Annotated in this window: 16 protein-coding genes; 7 read left to right on the top strand and 9 right to left on the bottom strand. The window is 68.5% G+C overall.

What is annotated here, in order from left to right:
- The first annotated feature begins 103 nt into the window (after positions 1-103).
- The 4 genes from J7I89_RS15455 to J7I89_RS15440 all read left to right on the top strand — a co-directional run bounded on the left by J7I89_RS15455 (position 104) and on the right by J7I89_RS15440 (position 3,848).
- Positions 104-814, top strand: coding sequence for a 3'-5' exonuclease (locus tag J7I89_RS15455; RefSeq protein ID WP_214972034.1), 711 nt, complete (start codon positions 104-106; stop codon positions 812-814).
- A 308-nt stretch (positions 815-1,122) separates the two neighbouring features.
- Positions 1,123-2,193: a methionine ABC transporter ATP-binding protein gene (locus tag J7I89_RS15450; protein WP_214972033.1), complete on the top strand. Its 1,071-nt coding sequence runs from the start codon at positions 1,123-1,125 to the stop codon at positions 2,191-2,193.
- Positions 2,190-2,861, top strand: coding sequence for a methionine ABC transporter permease (locus tag J7I89_RS15445; RefSeq protein WP_214972031.1), 672 nt, complete (start codon positions 2,190-2,192; stop codon positions 2,859-2,861). Before J7I89_RS15450 ends, J7I89_RS15445 begins: the two co-directional genes overlap by 4 nt.
- Positions 2,862-3,005: 144 nt before the next feature.
- Positions 3,006-3,848, top strand: a complete 843-nt coding sequence (locus tag J7I89_RS15440; protein WP_214972030.1) for a MetQ/NlpA family ABC transporter substrate-binding protein — start codon at positions 3,006-3,008, stop codon at positions 3,846-3,848.
- A gap of 116 nt (positions 3,849-3,964) precedes the next feature.
- On the opposite strand, the gene hemL is transcribed toward J7I89_RS15440, so the two are convergent.
- From hemL to hemQ, 7 genes are read right to left on the bottom strand one after another with little or no spacing between them, the layout of a single operon-like run.
- Positions 3,965-5,296, bottom strand: a complete 1,332-nt coding sequence (hemL, locus tag J7I89_RS15435; protein ID WP_214972029.1) for a glutamate-1-semialdehyde 2,1-aminomutase — start codon at positions 5,294-5,296, stop codon at positions 3,965-3,967.
- A gap of 13 nt (positions 5,297-5,309) precedes the next feature.
- Positions 5,310-6,398 (bottom strand): LLM class flavin-dependent oxidoreductase, encoded by a 1,089-nt coding sequence (locus J7I89_RS15430; protein ID WP_214972028.1) that lies wholly within the window; start codon positions 6,396-6,398, stop codon positions 5,310-5,312.
- Entirely contained in the window at positions 6,398-7,378 is a 981-nt protein-coding gene (hemB, locus tag J7I89_RS15425) for a porphobilinogen synthase (RefSeq protein ID WP_214972027.1), read from the bottom strand. The genes J7I89_RS15430 and hemB overlap by 1 nt, the downstream gene beginning before the upstream one ends.
- A gap of 10 nt (positions 7,379-7,388) precedes the next feature.
- Positions 7,389-8,363 (bottom strand): uroporphyrinogen-III synthase, encoded by a 975-nt coding sequence (locus tag J7I89_RS15420; RefSeq protein ID WP_214972026.1) that lies wholly within the window; start codon positions 8,361-8,363, stop codon positions 7,389-7,391.
- 20 nt (positions 8,364-8,383) lie between these two features.
- Positions 8,384-9,382 (bottom strand): hydroxymethylbilane synthase, encoded by a 999-nt coding sequence (gene hemC, locus J7I89_RS15415; RefSeq protein ID WP_214972023.1) that lies wholly within the window; start codon positions 9,380-9,382, stop codon positions 8,384-8,386.
- Entirely contained in the window at positions 9,379-10,620 is a 1,242-nt protein-coding gene (locus tag J7I89_RS15410; protein ID WP_214972021.1) for a ferrochelatase, read from the bottom strand. The genes hemC and J7I89_RS15410 overlap by 4 nt, the downstream gene beginning before the upstream one ends.
- Entirely contained in the window at positions 10,617-11,318 is a 702-nt protein-coding gene (gene hemQ, locus J7I89_RS15405; protein WP_214972018.1) for a hydrogen peroxide-dependent heme synthase, read from the bottom strand. The genes J7I89_RS15410 and hemQ overlap by 4 nt, the downstream gene beginning before the upstream one ends.
- 182 nt (positions 11,319-11,500) lie before the next feature.
- On the opposite strand from hemQ, the gene J7I89_RS15400 reads away from it, so the two are divergent.
- Positions 11,501-12,325, top strand: a complete 825-nt coding sequence (locus J7I89_RS15400) for a hypothetical protein (protein ID WP_214972015.1) — start codon at positions 11,501-11,503, stop codon at positions 12,323-12,325.
- Positions 12,326-12,452: 127 nt separating this feature from the next.
- Here J7I89_RS15400 and hemG read toward each other — a convergent pair whose 3' ends face one another.
- On the bottom strand, positions 12,453-13,910 hold the full coding sequence (hemG, locus tag J7I89_RS15395; protein ID WP_308159928.1) for a protoporphyrinogen oxidase: 1,458 nt from the start codon (positions 13,908-13,910) through the stop codon (positions 12,453-12,455).
- Between the two features lie 4 nt (positions 13,911-13,914).
- Positions 13,915-15,009, bottom strand: coding sequence for a uroporphyrinogen decarboxylase (gene hemE / locus J7I89_RS15390; RefSeq protein WP_214972005.1), 1,095 nt, complete (start codon positions 15,007-15,009; stop codon positions 13,915-13,917).
- Positions 15,010-15,167: 158 nt separating this feature from the next.
- On the opposite strand from hemE, the gene J7I89_RS15385 reads away from it, so the two are divergent.
- The gene (locus J7I89_RS15385) at positions 15,168-16,517 is read left to right on the top strand and encodes a glutamyl-tRNA reductase (protein ID WP_214972002.1); all 1,350 of its coding nucleotides are present in this window, start codon (positions 15,168-15,170) and stop codon (positions 16,515-16,517) included.
- Positions 16,518-16,614: 97 nt separating this feature from the next.
- Positions 16,615-17,292 (top strand): hypothetical protein, encoded by a 678-nt coding sequence (locus J7I89_RS15380; RefSeq protein ID WP_214972000.1) that lies wholly within the window; start codon positions 16,615-16,617, stop codon positions 17,290-17,292.
- The last annotated feature ends 81 nt before the right edge of the window (positions 17,293-17,373 follow it).

Genomic DNA, 17,373 nt, shown 5'->3' with positions numbered 1-17,373 from the left:
GACTATCGGCTGGCAGACCGCACTCCGGACCCTGCACAGCGGACTTGCCGACAGGCCCGGGACGTGCGCCAAAACTGTCGGTGCCACCGGGTAGCGTTGAAGCATGAGCACTTGGAACACCCTCCCCCGCGCCGCCTTCGACCTCGAAACCACCGGACGCAACTCCCGCGCCGCGAGGATCGTCACGGCATCAGTGACCCTGGTGGACGCCTCAGGAAACGTCATCCGGGAGCACGAGTGGCTGGCAGACCCGGGCATTGAGATTCCGGCGGAGGCCAGCGACGTCCACGGGGTCACCACGGAGCATGCGCGAAGCCACGGCAGGCCGGCGGCGGAGGTCACCAGGGAACTCGCGGCCGTGCTGCAGGAGCTTTTCGACGACGGCGTCCCGGTCATCGCGTTCAACGCCAGCTACGACTTCACCGTGCTGGCCGCCGAGTCCGCCCGCTACGGGGTACCGCAGCTGAGCCGGTTTCCGGTGCTGGATCCCTACATCATGAACAAGCAGGTGGACCGCTACCGCAAGGGAAAGCGGACCCTGACGGCGCTCTGCGAAGAGTACGGCGTGGACCTCGAGAACGCCCACACCTCGGCCGCCGACGCCCTGGCCACCCTGCGCATGCTCGATGCCATGGCGGGCAAGTTCCCCAAACTCAGGCTGCCGGCCAGCCAACTGCACCAGCTCCAGGTGGACTGGGCCGTCAGCCAGGCGGCCGACTTCCAGCAGTACCTCCGCAAGACCAAACCCGCCGCCGTCATCGAGGGTGACTGGCCCGTGCTGCCGCCGGAGGACGCCAGCAGGGGCGATTTCTAGGGCCGGTTTTAGCGGGGCAGGAATCGGTAGGCGGGCGCAACGAGGCCTTTGGCACGCCCGCCGTGGGACAAAGATCACAACCTCCGGTCCAAGCCCCAGGAGTCTCACGGCCCGGCAGCAATTCAGGAAGCGGGCCGCAGGCCGCCCATCACCGCGCCGCAGTACCGGCCGCTCCGTTGATGGTGCGGCGCAAGGAGTCCAGTGCCGAACAATCTTCGGAAGTGGAGGCTGATTCCCGGCGCTGACATAATTTAGTTCAGAAGCGCGCTTGTGCTATGCCCTGCCCAAGTCCTACCGCCTGAGGATAAATGATCACAGTTACCGACCTGCGCAAGGTCTACCGTCAGGGGAAAAAGGAAGTGGTGGCCCTTGACGGGGTAACCCTTTCGGTCCCCAAAGGCTCCATCCACGGCATCATCGGCCATTCGGGAGCAGGGAAGTCCACGCTGGTACGGTGCCTGACTCTGCTGGACCGCCCCACGTCCGGTTCGGTCAACATCGACGGCACCGAACTCAGCTCGGTGCGAGACTCAGAAATCCGTGCGGCGCGACGCCGGATCGGCATGGTCTTCCAGCACGCGAACCTGATGGATTCCCGCACCGCGGCAGGCAATGTGGCCCATCCGCTGGAGCTGGTGAAGACCCCCAAGGACAAGACCCGCGCAAAGGTAGCCGAGCTGCTCAAGCTCGTGGGGCTCGAGGGCTTCGAGAACGCCTACCCGTCACAGCTCTCAGGAGGCCAGCGCCAACGAGTGGGCATCGCCCGTGCCCTGGCGTCTGATCCCGACGTGCTGCTGTGCGACGAGCCGACGTCCGCCCTGGACCCGGCCACCACCGATGAAATCCTGGACCTGATCCAGGACCTGACCCGGCGCCTTCAGCTCACCGTGCTTATCATCACGCACGAGATGCACGTAGTTAAGCGCGTCTGCGGCTCGGTGTCGCTCCTGGCCAGGGGCCGGGTCGTCGAAGCCGGCGAGCTGGCGGATGTGGCGGCCGAACTGGACAGCAAGCTGGCCCGGGCGCTCCTTCCGCTGCCGGCTTCTGAACCGATCAAGGGTGCCCTCCAGGCCGGCCCCGTGCTCGAGATCCTGTTCTCCGGCGAAAGCGCCAAAGAACCTGTTCTCACCAGCGTCGCGCGGCACTTTGACATCGATCTGAATGTCCTCGCGGGAAGCGTGGAAACGCTGGCCGGGCAGCAGTTCGGACACCTGCGTGTCCAGCTGGCCGAAAACGTCGATTATGACTCCGTCGTGGGGTACCTCCGCGACCGCGGGATCAGCGCGAAAGTGGTGGACACCGCCGTCGTTCCGTCCGACCCGGCGGATTTCGCACCCGAAACGCCTGGCTTCGCCGCCGAGACGGGAGACCTCAAGTGAACGAAATCTTCAGCAACCCTGTCCTCGCCAAGGCCCTCCCTGAGGCGATCGTCGAAACCCTGCAGATGGTGGGGATCTCAGCGTTCTTCACCGTCCTGGTCGGACTGCCGCTGGGCGTCTTCCTGCACGCCACTGCCCCGGGCGGACTCCGTCCCATGCCCGTGGTCAACAGGATTGTCAGCGACATCGTGGTCAACATCACGCGGTCCATCCCCTTCGCGATCCTGATGGTGGCCCTGATCCCCCTTGCCCGGCTCCTGGTGGGCACGAGCCTCGGCCCGGTGGCAGCCTCGGTCTCGCTCTCGATCGGAACCATTCCGTTTTTTGCCCGCCTCGTTGAGGCCTGTCTCCGCGATGTCCACCACGGCAAGATCGACGCCGCACAGGTCATGGGCTCCACGAGGATGCAGGTCATCAACAAGGTCATGCTGCCTGAATCGCTGCCCGCACTCGTGGCTGCCGCAACCACCACCGTGGTGACCCTCGTGGGCTACAGCGCCATGGCCGGCCTCGTCGGCGGCGGCGGGCTGGGAAAACTTGCCTACAACTATGGCTTCCAGCGCTTCGACGTCACCGTCATGATCGTCACGATCGTGCTGATCATCGTCCTGGTCCAGGTCATCCAGCTCACGGGTGAGTGGATCTCCCGGAGCCTCGACCACCGCTAAGCGAGGACCACAGCTAAGCGACGGTCCACCGCCAGACGGACCACCGCCAAGTCTTCACGCAGCGAGTAGCCGCTCACTGCATCTGAACCGGATCTCCCCGGCCACGCCGTCGGGATCCAGGCTATTTCGAAAGGAACGCATCCGATGCGTAAATCACTCACCCTCCTCGCCACCGGCATTGTCACCGCCCTGGCACTGACCGCGTGCGGCGGTTCGTCCGCGCCCAGTTCCGAGACCCAGACCCTGGATCCGGCCAAGCCCGCAACCCTCAGCGTCGGCGCCAGCCCGGTCCCGCAGGCCAAGATCCTCGAATTCATCAACCAGGACCTCGCTCCGAAGGCCGGCCTCAAGCTGGACATCAAGGAGATCGAGGACTACCAGACGCCCAACACCGCCCTGAGCGACGGCTCGCTGGACACCAACTACTACCAGCACCAGCCGTGGTTCGATGATCAGGTCAAGACCAAGGGCTACGACTTCGGCCACGGCGCCGGCGTCCACATCGAGCCGTACGCGGCCTTCTCGGAGAAGGTCAAGGACATCAGCGAGATCAAGGACGGCGCCAAGGTTGCCATCACCAACGACCCCTCCAACCAGGTCCGCGCGCTCAAGGTCCTGGAAAAGGCGGGTCTGGTCAAGGACATCAAGGACGACAGCTCCGTGATCGCACTGACCGACGCGCAGAACCCCAAGAAGCTCAAGTTCTCGGAAAACCAGCCTGAGCTGCTGATCAACGACCTGAAGGATCCCTCCGTGGACCTGGCCCTGATCAACGGAAACTTCATCCTCAAGGCCGGCCTCAGCACCGACAATGCACTGGCAGTGGAGTCCACGGACAACAACCCGTACGCCAACTTCCTGGCATGGCGCACGGAGTCCAAGGACGACCCCCGCATCAAGAAGCTTGACGAACTCCTCCACTCCCCCGAGGTCAAGGCCTTCATCGAGAAGGAATGGCCCAACGGCGACGTGACGCCCGCCTTCTAGGCCGGGCAGCGCAACTCCCGCATTAAATAACTCTGGCACCCGCCGCGGCGGGTGCCAGAGTTATTTAATGCGGGTCGTTCCGCCCCTGCGATGCAGGACTTAAGGACGACGGCGGGTCAGGCCTTAGTGGCGGCGGCTGCCTCCGCCGCGGCGGGCAGTGCGTCGAAGATCCGGTTCATGGCGGCGTCGTCGTGCGCCGCGGACAGGAACCAGGCCTCGAAGACGGACGGCGGGAGGTACACGCCGGAGTCCAGCATGGAGTGGAAGAACGGCGCGTAGCGGAAAACGTCCTGCTTCTGCGCGTCGCTGTAGTTGTGGACGCCCCGCTCCGAGGTGCCAAACGCCACGGAGAACAGGTTTCCGGCGCGCTGGATCGAGTGGTCGACGCCGGCCGCATCCAGGGCTGCGGAAAGGGCGGATGACAGCTCGAGTGAACGCGCGTCCACGAACGAGTAGACGTCCCGCGTGGCGTGCGTCAGGGTGGCCACGCCGGCGGCCATGGCCACCGGGTTCCCGGACAGTGTGCCGGCCTGGTAGACGGGTCCGATCGGCGCCAGGTAGTCCATGACGTCGGCACGGCCGCCGAGGGCCGCCGTCGGCATGCCCCCGCCGATCACCTTGCCGAACGTGAGCAGGTCCGGGGTCCACTTCTCGGCCGCATCCGCCGCCCCGCCCGTGAGCCCCCAGTAGCCGGAGTAGCCGGTGCGGAACCCCGTGAGGACCTCATCGACGATCAGCAGCGCGCCGTGGGCGGCCGTGATCCGGGACAGCCCGGCGTTGAATCCTTCGCCGGGGGTGACAACGCCCATGTTGGCCGGTGCCGCCTCGGTGATCACGGCAGCGATGTTGGGTCCGTGCTCGGCGAAGGCTGCCTCGACGGCGCCGAGGTCGTTGTAGGGCAGCACGAGCGTTTCGGCGGCGGTGGCGGCCGTGACCCCGGCCGAACCGGGCAGGGCGAGGGTGGCCACGCCGGAGCCGGCCGACGCGAGCAGCCCGTCGAGGTGGCCGTGGTAGCAGCCCGCGAACTTGATCACCAGGTTGCGGCCGGTGAAGCCCCTGGCCAGCCGGATCGCCGTCATGGTCGCCTCCGTGCCGGTGGACACCATCCGCAGCCGCTCGACGGCAGACACCCGTTCCATGACGATGGCAGCCAGGTTCGCTTCGTCGGGTGTCGAGGCGCCGAAGGACAGGCCGCGGTCAACGGCCGCGTGCACGGCTTCGAGGACGGCAGGGTGGGCGTGGCCGAGCAGTGCCGGGCCCCAGGAGCAGACGAGGTCCACGTATTCCTTGCCGTCGGCGTCGGTCAGGTACGGGCCCTTGGCCGAGACCATGAACCGGGGGGTGCCGCCCACCGATCCGAAGGCGCGGACCGGGGAATTGACGCCGCCTGGCATGAGCTGGCGGGCGCGGTCAAAGAGTTCCTCGTTGCGAGGCGTGCTGGAGGTCATGGTTCCTATTCTTTCAGTCTGCGGGCCGCGGCCCGGACAGCAGCTCGGCCACCCGGGGCGCCACCACGGTGCCGAACAGTTCGATGCAGCGCATCATGGAGCTGTGGGGAAGGGTCCCGTTGCTGTATTTGAGGTCGAAGCGGTCAACGCCGAGGTTCCGTTTGAGCAGTGCGATCTTCTGGGCCACCGTCTCAGGTGAGCCCACGTACAGGGCACCCTCCGGACCGCACATGGCGTCGAATTCCCCCCGGTTGCCGGGACCCCAGCCGCGCTCGGCTCCGATCCGGTTCCGCTGCGCGAGCCAGTGCGGGAAGAGCTCTTCGCGCGCCGCCTCGTCAGTGTCGGCGATGTACCCCGGTGAATGGGTGGCGATCTGCTGCATGGGGTGGCCGTACTTGGCCATCGCCTCGCGGTACAGGTTGACCAGCGGGGCAAAGGCGCGGGGCTGGCCGCCGATGATGGCAAAGATGATCGGGTAGCCATACTCCGCGCAGCGAAGCACGGACTCCGGCGTGCCGCCCACGCCGATCCAGGCCGGCAGCAGGTGCCGCTCCAGGGGAGGGAATACGCTCAGCCCGCTCAAGGGCGGCCGGGTGCGCCCCTCCCAGTGAACGGGCTTCTGGTCCCGCACCTTGTCGAAGAGCTCGAGCTTTTCCTCGAACAGGACGTCGTAATCGGCCAGGTCCAGTCCGAACAGCGGAAACGATTCGATGAACGAACCGCGGCCCAGCATGACTTCCGCCCGTCCGCCGGAGAGCGCATCCAGGGTGGCGAACCGCTGGAAGACCCGGACCGGGTCGTCCGAGCTCAGCACGGTGACCGCGGAACCCAGCCTGATCCGGGAGGTCCGCGTTGCGGCGCCGGCGAGGAACACCTCGGGAGCGGACACGGCGAAATCGCGGCGGTGGTGCTCCCCCACGCCGAAGGCATGGAGCCCGACGGCGTCCGCCAACATGGCCTGGTTCAGCACCTCACGCAGCACCCGGGCATGCGGCTTCGGCTCACCGTCGCTGTCGAGGCCGACGTCACCAAACGTGTTCAGGCCCAGGAGAATCTCGTCGGACCCCACCGGGGCGGTGGGAGACGCGGCGGACTCCGGCATCAGGACTCCTTGAGCCAGCCGGCGAGTTCGCTCGCCCAGTACGTCAGGACCATGTTTGCTCCGGCGCGGCGGATGCCAAGGACCGATTCGGTGACGGCTGCGCGGCGGTCGATCCAGCCGTTGGCCGCCGCCGCCTCGATCATGGCGTACTCACCGGAGATCTGGTAGGCGGCCACCGGCACGGGGCTCATGTCGGCGACGTCGGCCAGGATGTCGAGGTAGCTCATGGCCGGCTTGACCATCACCATGTCGGCCCCTTCGGCGAGGTCCAGCTCCACCTCCTGGATGGCTTCGCGCCGGTTGGCGGCATCCATCTGGTAGGTCCGGCGGTCCCCCTTCAGCTGCGAATCGACGGCCTCCCGGAACGGGCCGTAGAACGCGGAGGCGTATTTGGCGGCGTAGGCGATGACGGCGGTGTTCACGTGGCCGGCGTCCTCGAGTGCGTCTCGGATGACGCCGATCTGGCCGTCCATCATTCCGGACGGACCCAGCACGTGCGCACCGGCGTCGGCCTGTGCCACCGCCATCCTGGCGTAGATGTCCAGGGTGGCGTCGTTGTCCACGTAGCCGTTGGCGTCCAGGACGCCGCAGTGGCCGTGGTCGGTGAACTCGTCCAGGCAGACGTCGCTCATCACCACGAGGTCGTCGCCGACCTCGGCCCGGACGTCACGGATGGCCTTGTTGAGCACGCCGTCCGGGTCCAGGGACGCCGTTCCCTCGGCGTCCCTGGCGGCAGGAATGCCGAACAGCATGATGCCGCCGACGCCGAGCTCCACGGCTTCCGCGGCGGCGCGCTTGAGGGTATCCGTGGTGTGCTGCACCACGCCTGGCATGGATGCGATCGGGTTCGGTTCCGTCAGGCCTTCCCGGATGAACGCGGGCAGGATCAACTCTGCGGGCGCGAGCCTGTTCTCGGCCGTGAGCCTGCGCATGGCGGGGGTGGTGCGGAGCCGCCGTGGGCGGTGCTGCGGAAAACTCATGTCCTGTCCTTCACTGGGTGCCGGGTGCTGATGAATGGATGTCCGGAATTCGGCTGCCGGCCGGGGCGTCGCCGGCCTGGGGGTGCAGTGCACGGATGATGGCCGCCACGAGGCCCTCCGGGGTGGATTCCCGCGCCGTGGCCGCAACGGTCAGGCCCCGGGCCTCTGCTTCGGCGGCGGTTGCCTTGCCGATGGCCACGACCCGGCAGGCTCCGAGCGGTGCGAGCTCGGCGGAAATACGGCGCGCAGCGCTCGGTGAAGCGGCGACGACGGCGGCCAGCTCGCCGGACGATACCGCGCCTCTGGCGGCGTCCGGCGTGAGCACCGGCAGGACGCCGTTCGCGGAGCCGACACCGGCGTAAATGGCCGAGGCGTTGATGGCCGGGGCGAGGCGGCGGTCCGGCGCGGCCGGATAATCCACCGTGTGGTAGGCGACCACCGTCCGGACCCGGGCGCCCTTCGCTTCGAGCCCATGTGCCAGGGCAGGCGCTGCGATGTCAGCCTGCGGCAGCAGCACTTCGCCCGGCCCCCCGGGCCACTCGGCCGTCAGCCCGGCGGCCGAATGCTCCTGCTCCGGCACAAAATGCACCGTGACGCCGGCGGACTGCAGGGCGCTCCGGGTCGCCGGTCCCACTGCAGCCACGCGGGTTGACAGCGGAATCCACTCGCTCAGGGCCACCGACCGCTCCGCTGCTTTCTCTGTCAGGGCCAGGACGGTCGTGGCGCTGCTGACCACGAGCCACGCGAAATGGCCTGCACCCAGCGCGTCGAAGGCGTCGTCGAGGGCGCCCTGGTCACGGGCACGTTCGGCGTCGGTGAGCGGCAGCACGAGCGGCTCGGCCCCCGCCAGCCGGAGTTCCGCTGCGAGGGCTTCCGCGCGGTCCGGGCTCCGCGTGATGAGGATGCGGGCGCCCTCCAGCGGGCGCCGCGCGTCCGGGCGTCCGGCGGGGTTGCCTTCCGGACCCTGCCGGTTCGTCTGTCCCATAAGCCGATGGCCGCCGACGCTCAGGACGCGGTCAGGTCAGCGATATCCGCAGCCCCCGCGGCCAGGAGAGCCTCCGCCAGTTCAATGCCCAGCAGCGTCGCGCCCACTTCGGTCAGGCCGTCAGTGGCCCGCTTGTCACGCACGGACGCGGTGCCGTCCACGGCGCACACCACGGCTTCGAGGTGGAGCATGCTGCCCTTCCGGTAGGCGTACGCACCCACCGGAGCGGCGCAGCCGGCTTCGAGCCGCGCCAGCAGCGCCCGTTCTGCGGTGACCGCGAGCCGGGTGTCGTGATCGTCCAATGCTGCCAGTGCCTGCGCGAGCACGCCCTGCGAGCCCTCAGTGGAGCCGGCCAGGCGCGGGGCGTCCGCCGTGCGGCATTCAATGGCCAGCGAACCCTGTCCCGCGGCCGGAAGCATGATGTCCGTCTCGAGGTACTCGGTGACGGTGTCCAGCCGGCTGATGCGCTCGAGACCCGCGGCAGCCAGCACCACGGCATCAAGGTCGCACGATTTTCCGTCCACGACGGCCTCGGTCACGTTGCCCGGCAGCCCGGGGACACGGCCGAGCCTGGTGTCCACATTGCCGCGGATGTCCACGATGTCCAGGTCGGGCCGGACCGCACGGAGCTGTGCCGCCCTGCGCGGCGAGCCTGTGCCCACGCGCGCGCCCTTGGGAAGATCAGCCAGCTTGAATCCGTCGCGGGCGCACAGGACGTCGCGGACGTCCACGCGGCGGGGAGTAGCGGCCAGAGTCAGCCCCACGGCGGAGCCCGTGGGCAGGTCCTTGAGCGAGTGCACTGCAACATCGCACTCGTTGCGTAGCAGCGCGTCGCGGAGCGCCGCAACGAAGACGCCGGTGCCGCCCATCTGGGACAGCGATCCGGTGAGGACGTCGCCGTCGGTCCTGATGTGCACGAGTTCCACCGGGAAACCCCCGACGGCGGCCAGCCGGTCGGCCGTCTGCTGCGTCTGGGTCAGGGCGAGCTTGCTCGCGCGGGTACCGATCCGGACTGTCATCGGGCGTCCCCTCCCCCGGCGGGGTAGGGGTCGTGACCGGCACCCACCGTGGTGTCGGCCCCCGCAATGGTGGGCTTTTCCCCCCGGAAGTTGGCGCAGCAGCCCGGCCGGCACACGTCGTACCAGGGGCCGAGGTCGGTCATGTGGGTCCGGTCGGCGATGTTGTTCGCGGCGGTGCGTTCACAGATGAGGTCCACGAGCCCTTCAACGAAGCGGCGGTGCGTTCCGGGCGTCGGCACGCGGGTTGCGGCCAGGCCCAGTTCGCGGCAGGTCTCCAGTGCCTCGGTGTCAAGATCCCAGACCACCTCCATGTGGTCGCTGACGAACCCGAGGGGCACAATCACGATGCCCTTGACGCCCTGCTTGGACAGGTCCCCGATGGCGTCGTTGATGTCTGGTTCAAGCCAGGGCACGTGCGGAGCTCCGGACCGTGACTGGTACACGAGGGACCAGGGGGCCGCGAGCCCGGATTCGGCTTCCACCCGCCGCATGACCTCGGCGCCGGTGGCCAGGTGCTGGGCCACGTAGGCGGAATCCTCGGCGAACTGGCGGGGCTCCTCGGCGGACCGTCCTGCAGCATCGGCGTCGCGCGTCGGTATGGAATGCGTGGCGAACAGAACATGCACAGGCGCCTCAGGGTTTCCCGCAGAGGCCAGCTGCGCGCGGACCTCGGCGATTCCCGCGGCGGTGCCTTCGATGAAGGGCTCCACGAAGCCCGGGTGGTCGAAGTACTGGCGGACCTTGTCCACTTCCAGCCGGCCGTCCAGGCCCGTTTCAGTGAGCGCCATGCCGATGTCTTCACGGTACTGGCGGCAGCTGGAGTAGCAGGAGTAGGCGCTCGTGGTGACCATGAGCAGCTTCCGGTGACCGGCGTCGTAAGCGTCCTGGAGGGTCTGCGGGATGTAGGGATCCCAGTTGCGGTTGCCCCACAGCACCGGCATGTCGATGCCCCGCGCAGCCAGCTCGGCCTCGAGGGCTGCCTTGAGCTCCCGGTTCTGCTGGTTGATCGGGCTGATGCCGCCGTTGGCGCGGTAATGGTGCGAGACCTCTTCAAGCCGCTCGTCGGGGATGCCGCGGCCGCGGGTGACATTGCGGAGGAACGGGATCACGTCCTCCTGGCCCTCGGGGCCGCCGAAGGAGGCGAGCAGCACGCCGTCATATTCCTTGGGCGCCATCCTGCCGGCCTCGGTCACGGGGTTCACCGCCACCGCTGAGCCCCAGGAATTCAGCGGGCTCATGCCAGGACCTCGGCAATCTCCCCGGCTGTGATCCGGCGGCCCGTGTAGAACGGAATTTCCTCGCGGACGTGGTTGCGGGCCTCGGTGGAGCGCAGGTGGCGCATGAGGTCCACCAGGTCAACGAGTTCAGGGGCCTCCAGGCCGAGGATCCACTCCCAGTCGCCGAGTGCGAACGAGGACACCGTGTTGGAAATGACCTGGGGGAAGTCGCGGCCCAGCATGCCGTGGTCGCGCAGCATCTTGCCGCGCTCGTCCTCCGGCAGGAGGTACCACTCGTAGGACCGGACGAACGGGTACACGCACAGCCATTCCGCCGGTTCGACGCCGCGCGAAAAGGCCGGGGTGTGGTTCTTGGCGAACTCCGCTTCACGGTGGACGCCCATGGCCGACCACACGAGTTCGGTTGCCGCGAAGAGCTTGCTGCGGCGGATGTCGCGGATGGCTTGCTGCAGTGCCTCGGGCTTGGGGCCGTGGAGCCAGACCATGACGTCGGCGTCGGCGCGCATGGCGGAGACGTCGTAGCTTCCGCGGTGGGTCACCCCGCCCTCGGCCAGGCGCGCAATCAGGGCGTCGAAATCGTCGGCAGCATCAGCGCTGCGGAGGACCTCGGCGGAGCGCTTGAATACGGTCCAGAGGGTGAAGAACTGCTCGGCTGATTCTTCGGTTTTGGTGACAGATTCGGCAGGAGTGTGGCTCATGAATACCATACTGCCCCTTCCGTGCGCCCAAGTCGAAAAACCCCACTTCTACAGAGCGTAGAAGTGGGGAAGGTCACAGGGACCGGCGGATCCTGACAACGGCAAGGCCCGCGGCGCCCGCCAGGATCACCAGCCCGGCACCCCACCAGACCAGCGGCGAGACCGGGCCGCCGGGCGTGGCCGTGAGAACAGCACTCTCAGCTGGCCCGCGCGCGGTGTACGGCGAGTCGGCACCGGCCATGTTCATCGGGCCGGACAACCCGGCCGAGCCCCATACCCCGGATGCGATTCCGGGGACAGAACGTCCCCCGAAGCCCCAGGCTGCGGTCAGCGCCGAGACGTCCGCAGCCGAACCGGCCTTGCCGGACGGCTCCGGGCCGGCCGCAGGCCCGCCGGTGGCCCCGCTTGAGGCCCAGCCGGAGGCGGTCCCTGCCCCGGATGACGCCGGAGCCGGGGCGGTCCACTGGCTTGAAGCGGAGGGTAGGGGACGGGCCGGGCCGGAGCCTGCAGCTCCCGACGTGCCGCCGTTTTCGGCGGCTGGCGAAGAGGCAGAGCCGGAGGGCGCAGGTGCGGGCGCAGGCGCGGCGGTCCCGGACGGCGAGCCGGTCGGCGACGGTGCGGGTGGCGTGACCGAGGGTGCGGTCGGGGTGGGCGTAGGCGTTGCGGTGGCGGTGGCCGTTGCCGACGGCGAAGGCGAAGGCGAAGTCGACGGTGACGGTGACCGCATTGGCGACAGCGTCGGGGCCGGCGTTTCGGACGGCTCCGGCTCGGCTGTCAGTGCGGCTGCCGCCCAAGCTTCGAGGTCGGCCACTCCGGAGACACTGGCACTCAGTCCTGTTGTGGCCGAGGTGCCGCTGTCCGGGCCTACCGGCAGGTCAGGCGTAAGAGCGTTGGATGCAGGAACCCCTGCGGACATGACCAGCACCGCTCCGAGCGCAGCTGCTGCCGTGCCGCGCCGAAGACCCCCATGGAAACCAGTCAGCGTACGAAAGTTATCGGACTTCTGATTGACCATAGTTATCGACCCTAGACATAAAATCGCGCAGGGGAAAACTTGCGGACTCGCCCGCGAGCAGGTATGGCGGGCGGCAATGAAGTGGGCTGGAGGGCACAGAATCCTCTCGGGGGTCGGCGCTACTGCAGGAATGCCTGCAGCTGCTGCCGGGTGTCGGCCACCACGGCCGCGAGGCCGTTGCCTGCGAGCCACCCGCCCACCATCAGCAGACCCTCAGTGCCGGAGCAGATCCTTCGGACGTCCGCCACTCGCTGCCGGTGCCCGACTGCCGCAAACGGCAGGGCGCCGGCCCAGGAGACCACATCCCATCCGGCCAGGTTCCCAGCCTTGACAGGAACGGTCAGCAGGGTTGACGCGTCCTGCAAAGCGATGTCAAGCAGGGCAGCGTCAGATCCCTCCGCAGGCGCCTGTCCGGCCGGGGAGGAACTGTCCCGGCGCCCGTACGACAGCCTCAGCACATGCCTGGCCGGCCCCGCCTCGGCAGCAAGCCAGTCCCATTTGGCCGTGGCGTGGGTGAGCGCCTTGGCCCGGATTCCGGCGGTTTGCGGGGCCACCAGGATTCCGGTTCCCCGCGGGCGCGCGTCCAGTTCAGGGACGTTCACAACAAGTGTCACAAGCTTGACCTTCGGCCCCGGGCCGGGCCGGTGGCCGGCCAGGGCCGGCACGGCATTCTCGAGGAGCCCGACGGCGGAGGGCCCGTCGAGGGCGATCACCAGCACATCGGCGTCGTACGTTTCCTCCCCCGCCGCAATCCGCCATCCGCGGGGCGTGCGCGCCGCGGCGTCGGCACGCGTGCCGGGCACCAGCTCCACGCCGCTCCGGCGAAGATCTGCCACGAGGGCGGCAACCAGGGTATGCATGCCGCCCGTCAAACCGGCGACGGCGGAACCCGCCTTGGCGGCAGCCCCCTGCACGCCTGAAGGCTGCACGCCGGCCCCCTTGCGTTGGGCGGCGACGGCGGCGGCCAGCGACCCGTGCCGGGTGATCCCCGCGCGAAGCCCCGGAGCAACCATGTCGACATCCAGCAGTCCGGGGTCGGCGGAGTGGACCCCGCCCACCACGGGCTCGACGAGCCGTTCGAGGACGCGGCGGCCCATTCGCGCCCGCACCAGGGCGGAGACGCTCGAGACGTCAGCCGTGGTGCCCACGGAGGACGGCAGGAACTTATCCAGCGAGGCGCGAAGGGAGCCGCTTAGCCCCAGGGACCGGCGCACCTCCGGATCCCATGGATTCGCCGGGATGCCGAGCACGCCGGTCTTGGGAAGCTCGCGCGGACCGTCCGGGAGCTGCACCCACGCCCCGCCGGGATGGGGGGAAACAATATTTCCGGCAAGACCCAGTTCCGCGGCGAGGTCAGCCACAGCGCTGGAGCGCGTGGCGAAGGACTCGGCGCCGCTGTCCAGCGTCAGTCCGGCAACCTCGTGGCGGCCCACGCAGCCGCCCCACGCATCAGTGGCTTCAAGGAGCGTGGTCCGGAGGCCCGCCTGGGCCAGTTCCCTCGCGGCAATGAGGCCGGAGATACCGCCCCCGACCACCAGGGCCGTCCGTCCGGCAGCCGAAGGATTGCCCGCGGCCACCGCCCTACTCCGGAGAAATGGAGTGGATAAGTTCGACGACGCGCGTCAGAACGTCCGGGTCGGTTTCCGGCGGCACGCCGTGGCCGAGGTTGAGGACGTGGCCGGGCGCCGCCGCGCCGGACGCAATGACCTCCCGGACGTGCGCCTCGAGCACGTCCCACGGGGCCGAGAGGAGCGCCGGATCGATGTTGCCCTGCAGCGGCACGGTGCCGCCGAGCCGGCGGTTCGCTTCGTCGAGCGGGAGACGGTAATCCACACCCACTACGTCCACGCCGACGTCGCGCATGGCAACGAGGAGTTCGGAGGTTCCGGTGCCGAAATGGATCAGCGGCGCGCCGAGGTGCCGGACATGGTCCAGAGCACGGGCGGATGCCGGCGCTACAAATCGCCGGTAGTCCGCCAGGCCAAGGGAGCCCGCCCAGGAATCGAAGAGCTGCCCGGCAGAGGCGCCCGCCTCCAGCTGGGCCCGAAGGAACATCCCGGACGCATCAGCGGCCCAGTTGGCCAGCGCCGTCCAGGTTTCCGGATCGGCGTGCATCATGGTGCGGGGGCCAAGGTGGTCGCGGGACGGCTTGCCCTCCACCATGTAGGCGGCCAGCGTGAAGGGCGCGCCGGCAAAACCGATGAGCGGCGTCTTGCCCAGCTGCGCCACTGTCAGGCGGACGGCCTCGCGGATCGGCTCCAGCGCCTCCCACGTGAGTTTGGGCAGGGCTGCGACATCGGCGGCGGTCCGGACGGGCTTGTCCAAGACGGGGCCGATGCCCGGCACGATGTCGACACCGACGCCGGCCAGCTTGAGCGGAATGACAATGTCGGAAAAGAAAATCGCCGCATCAACATCGTGCCGGCGCACAGGCTGCAGCGTGATCTCGGAGGCCAGCTCGGGGCGGAGGCAGGAGTCCAGCATGGCCACGCCTTCGCGGACCTTCAGGTATTCAGGCAGGGACCGGCCGGCCTGCCGCATGAACCAGACCGGACGGCGGCTCGGCTTGCCGCCGCGGTAAGCCGTGATGAGCGGCGAGTCGGCGGTGCGCCCGTCCATGAGCGGATGGCCTGCATCAAGAACGGTGCCGGCTGAAGTTGCAGCGCTAGAAGTCATGCCTTTGATTGTGCCGAAAATCGGCCCCAAAAGATAACGACAGCCTGTCATCCCGGGACCGGACAGACCCCGCGTGGCAGGAATCACGGCGCCGGAGGCCCGCGAACCCGGCGGGGGGTTGTTCTACGCCGCTGCGAAAAAGCTATGATTGTCCTGCTGTGGTTCTTTTTTCATTGGTGGCGACTCACGCCGACATCGACCTCGAAACCGTCGCTCAGCTAAGCAACGGTTCATCAGGCATCGCAACATCCGCCCTCGCCGGATCGCCGGCAGTGACGGGTGCGATTGTCCTTGCCACCTGCAACCGCTACGAAATCTACGGCGAGGCGCCGCACGCGGACGACGTCGAAGCCGCCCGCGCCGCCTTGGTCGGCCAGATCAGCGAGACGAGCGGGCTCAGTGAACAGCTCGTGTCCCGGTCATTCAGCACGCACACGGGCCCCGAAGTCAGCCAGCACCTTTTCGCCGTCAGCTCGGGCCTCGACTCCGCCGTGGTCGGCGAACGCGAAATCGCGGGACAGGTGCGGCGCGCGCTGATCACCGCCCAGCATGAGGGCACCGCCAGCTCCGGCCTGGTCCGCCTGTTCCAGGCCGCATCCAAGACGGCAAAGGACGTCGGCGCCCAGACGGCGCTCGGCTCCAGGGGGCTGTCCATCGTCTCGGTGGCCCTCGATCTCGCCATAGACCTTTCCGAGGAAACCGACTGGTCGCAGAAGCAGGTTGTGGTGTTCGGCACCGGCGCCTACGCCGGAGCCACCATGGCCCTGCTGCGCGAGCGCGGCTGCCGCGACATCTCGGTGTTCTCCTCCTCAGGACGCGCGGCAACGTTCGTTGCCACCCGCGGCGGCACGGCGCTCGACGGCGACACTCTTGATGCCGCTGTGGCAGCCGCGGACGTCATGATCGGGTGCAGCGGCTCGGACGCCAGGGTGGAAGCGGCCGAGCTCGCCCAGGTCCGCGCAAACTCCCCGCAGCCCCTGATCGCCATCGACCTGGCGCTGACGCACGATTTCGACCCCGCCGTGGGAGAGCTCGACGGCGTGGAACTCCTCACGCTGGAGTCCGTGCGCCTGGCGGCTCCCCAGGAGCAGGCGGAGTCCCTCGCGCAAGCCAGCAGCCTGGTGTCCGGCGCAGCCTCCTCCTTCGAGCAGGAACGCGAGGCCCGGTCCGTGGATTCGGCCATCGTGGCCCTGCGCCGCCACACCATGAACGTCCTGGACGCGGAAATGGAAAAGGTGCGCGCCCGCCACGGCTGCACGGCAGCGGCCGAAGAGGTTGAATTTGCGCTGCGGCGCATGGTCAAGCAGCTCCTCCACGTCCCCACCGTCCGGGCCCGGGAGCTGGCGTCGAACGGCCAGCAGGACGACTACGTTGCCGCCCTGGAAACCCTCTACGGCATCACGGTGGAACAGCCGACGGCCGCGGCAAAGGCCGAGTGCCCCGTCGATCACAGCCAGCTGGCTCCGGCCACGATCCCCGAGGCCGGGGCGCGGCGGAACTCCGCCTAACTTCTTCCACCCGATCAGAGCGCCGCACGCCCAACCTTTCCATAGGTTGCACGGACAGCATTGAACCTGTCCGTGAATCCTTTTAAGGGGTGCGACCATGAAGCTGACTCGGCCTGCAGTAACCGTCCCTGTCCTGAGCCGCCGGCAATTCGGCCTCATCGCGGGCGGCGGGGCCTTGCTGCTCGCGGCCGGAGGCACCTACGGCGTGGTCTCGCGAAGCACATCGAACGGCGCCGGACCGGTTGCTACCGCGTTCGGCTCCCTGTCCGTGGTCCGGGCCGGCCGCCTCGCCCGGCTGGATGCACAAGGCCGCCCGGCGTTCCGGTCCGTGGCGGCTGCAGCCACCCGGCTCCTCGGGACGTCCGGCGCCGGACACGTGACCGCTGCAGGCCAGGCCGCCACTATCCAGCGTGCTTCAACCGATTCCCACGGCCATGACGCGGATGTCCTCCCCCAGGACGGCTGGCCGCAGCCTGCCAACCTCACGTGGGGCGACATCGTCCTCCTCGAAGTGGCCCTGAGAAACACCCGGCCCGGGCCTGCCCTGTTCGCCCCGGGGCAGCTTCGCCTGAAGCTGGTGCCGTCCGGCACCACAGTCACGCCCCAGGACTTCAACAGGGGCCCCGGCGCCATAGCGGGCGGCGCAACGGAGCACCTCTGGATCAGCTACCTGGCGCCCCACGATTCCCTTGACATGGAGGTGGAGTATTCGGAGCCGGAGCTGGACGGGACCCTGCGCCTGGCCCTGCCGCCGCTGAGCGCAAGCCGGGCGTAGCCATGAGCCCTCTGGACCTGCACATTAACGACGGCTTCCTGCCCATGGTGGACGGTTCACGCGTCTACCATCGGGGATTCG

This window comes from Arthrobacter sp. ISL-5 (assembly GCF_018613835.1).
Lineage (GTDB): Bacteria > Actinomycetota > Actinomycetes > Actinomycetales > Micrococcaceae > Arthrobacter.
The sequence above is the reverse complement of the archived record's forward strand: the minus strand, read 5'-3'. Positions and strand labels throughout refer to the sequence as shown.

What these genes read in the sequence shown, in the direction of transcription:
- J7I89_RS15455 (WP_214972034.1), top strand. Translation starts at nt 104, where the DNA reads ATGAGCACTTGGAACACCCTCCCCCGCGCCGCCTTCGACCTCGAAACC.
- J7I89_RS15450 (WP_214972033.1), top strand. Translation starts at nt 1,123, where the DNA reads ATGATCACAGTTACCGACCTGCGCAAGGTCTACCGTCAGGGGAAAAAG.
- J7I89_RS15440 (WP_214972030.1), top strand. Translation starts at nt 3,006, where the DNA reads ATGCGTAAATCACTCACCCTCCTCGCCACCGGCATTGTCACCGCCCTG.
- hemL (WP_214972029.1), bottom strand. Translation starts at nt 5,296, where the DNA reads ATGACCTCCAGCACGCCTCGCAACGAGGAACTCTTTGACCGCGCCCGC.
- J7I89_RS15430 (WP_214972028.1), bottom strand. Translation starts at nt 6,398, where the DNA reads ATGCCGGAGTCCGCCGCGTCTCCCACCGCCCCGGTGGGGTCCGACGAG.
- hemB (WP_214972027.1), bottom strand. Translation starts at nt 7,378, where the DNA reads ATGAGTTTTCCGCAGCACCGCCCACGGCGGCTCCGCACCACCCCCGCC.
- J7I89_RS15420 (WP_214972026.1), bottom strand. Translation starts at nt 8,363, where the DNA reads ATGGGACAGACGAACCGGCAGGGTCCGGAAGGCAACCCCGCCGGACGC.
- hemC (WP_214972023.1), bottom strand. Translation starts at nt 9,382, where the DNA reads ATGACAGTCCGGATCGGTACCCGCGCGAGCAAGCTCGCCCTGACCCAG.
- J7I89_RS15410 (WP_214972021.1), bottom strand. Translation starts at nt 10,620, where the DNA reads ATGAGCCCGCTGAATTCCTGGGGCTCAGCGGTGGCGGTGAACCCCGTG.
- hemQ (WP_214972018.1), bottom strand. Translation starts at nt 11,318, where the DNA reads ATGAGCCACACTCCTGCCGAATCTGTCACCAAAACCGAAGAATCAGCC.
- hemE (WP_214972005.1), bottom strand. Translation starts at nt 15,009, where the DNA reads ATGACTTCTAGCGCTGCAACTTCAGCCGGCACCGTTCTTGATGCAGGC.
- J7I89_RS15380 (WP_214972000.1), top strand. Translation starts at nt 16,615, where the DNA reads ATGAAGCTGACTCGGCCTGCAGTAACCGTCCCTGTCCTGAGCCGCCGG.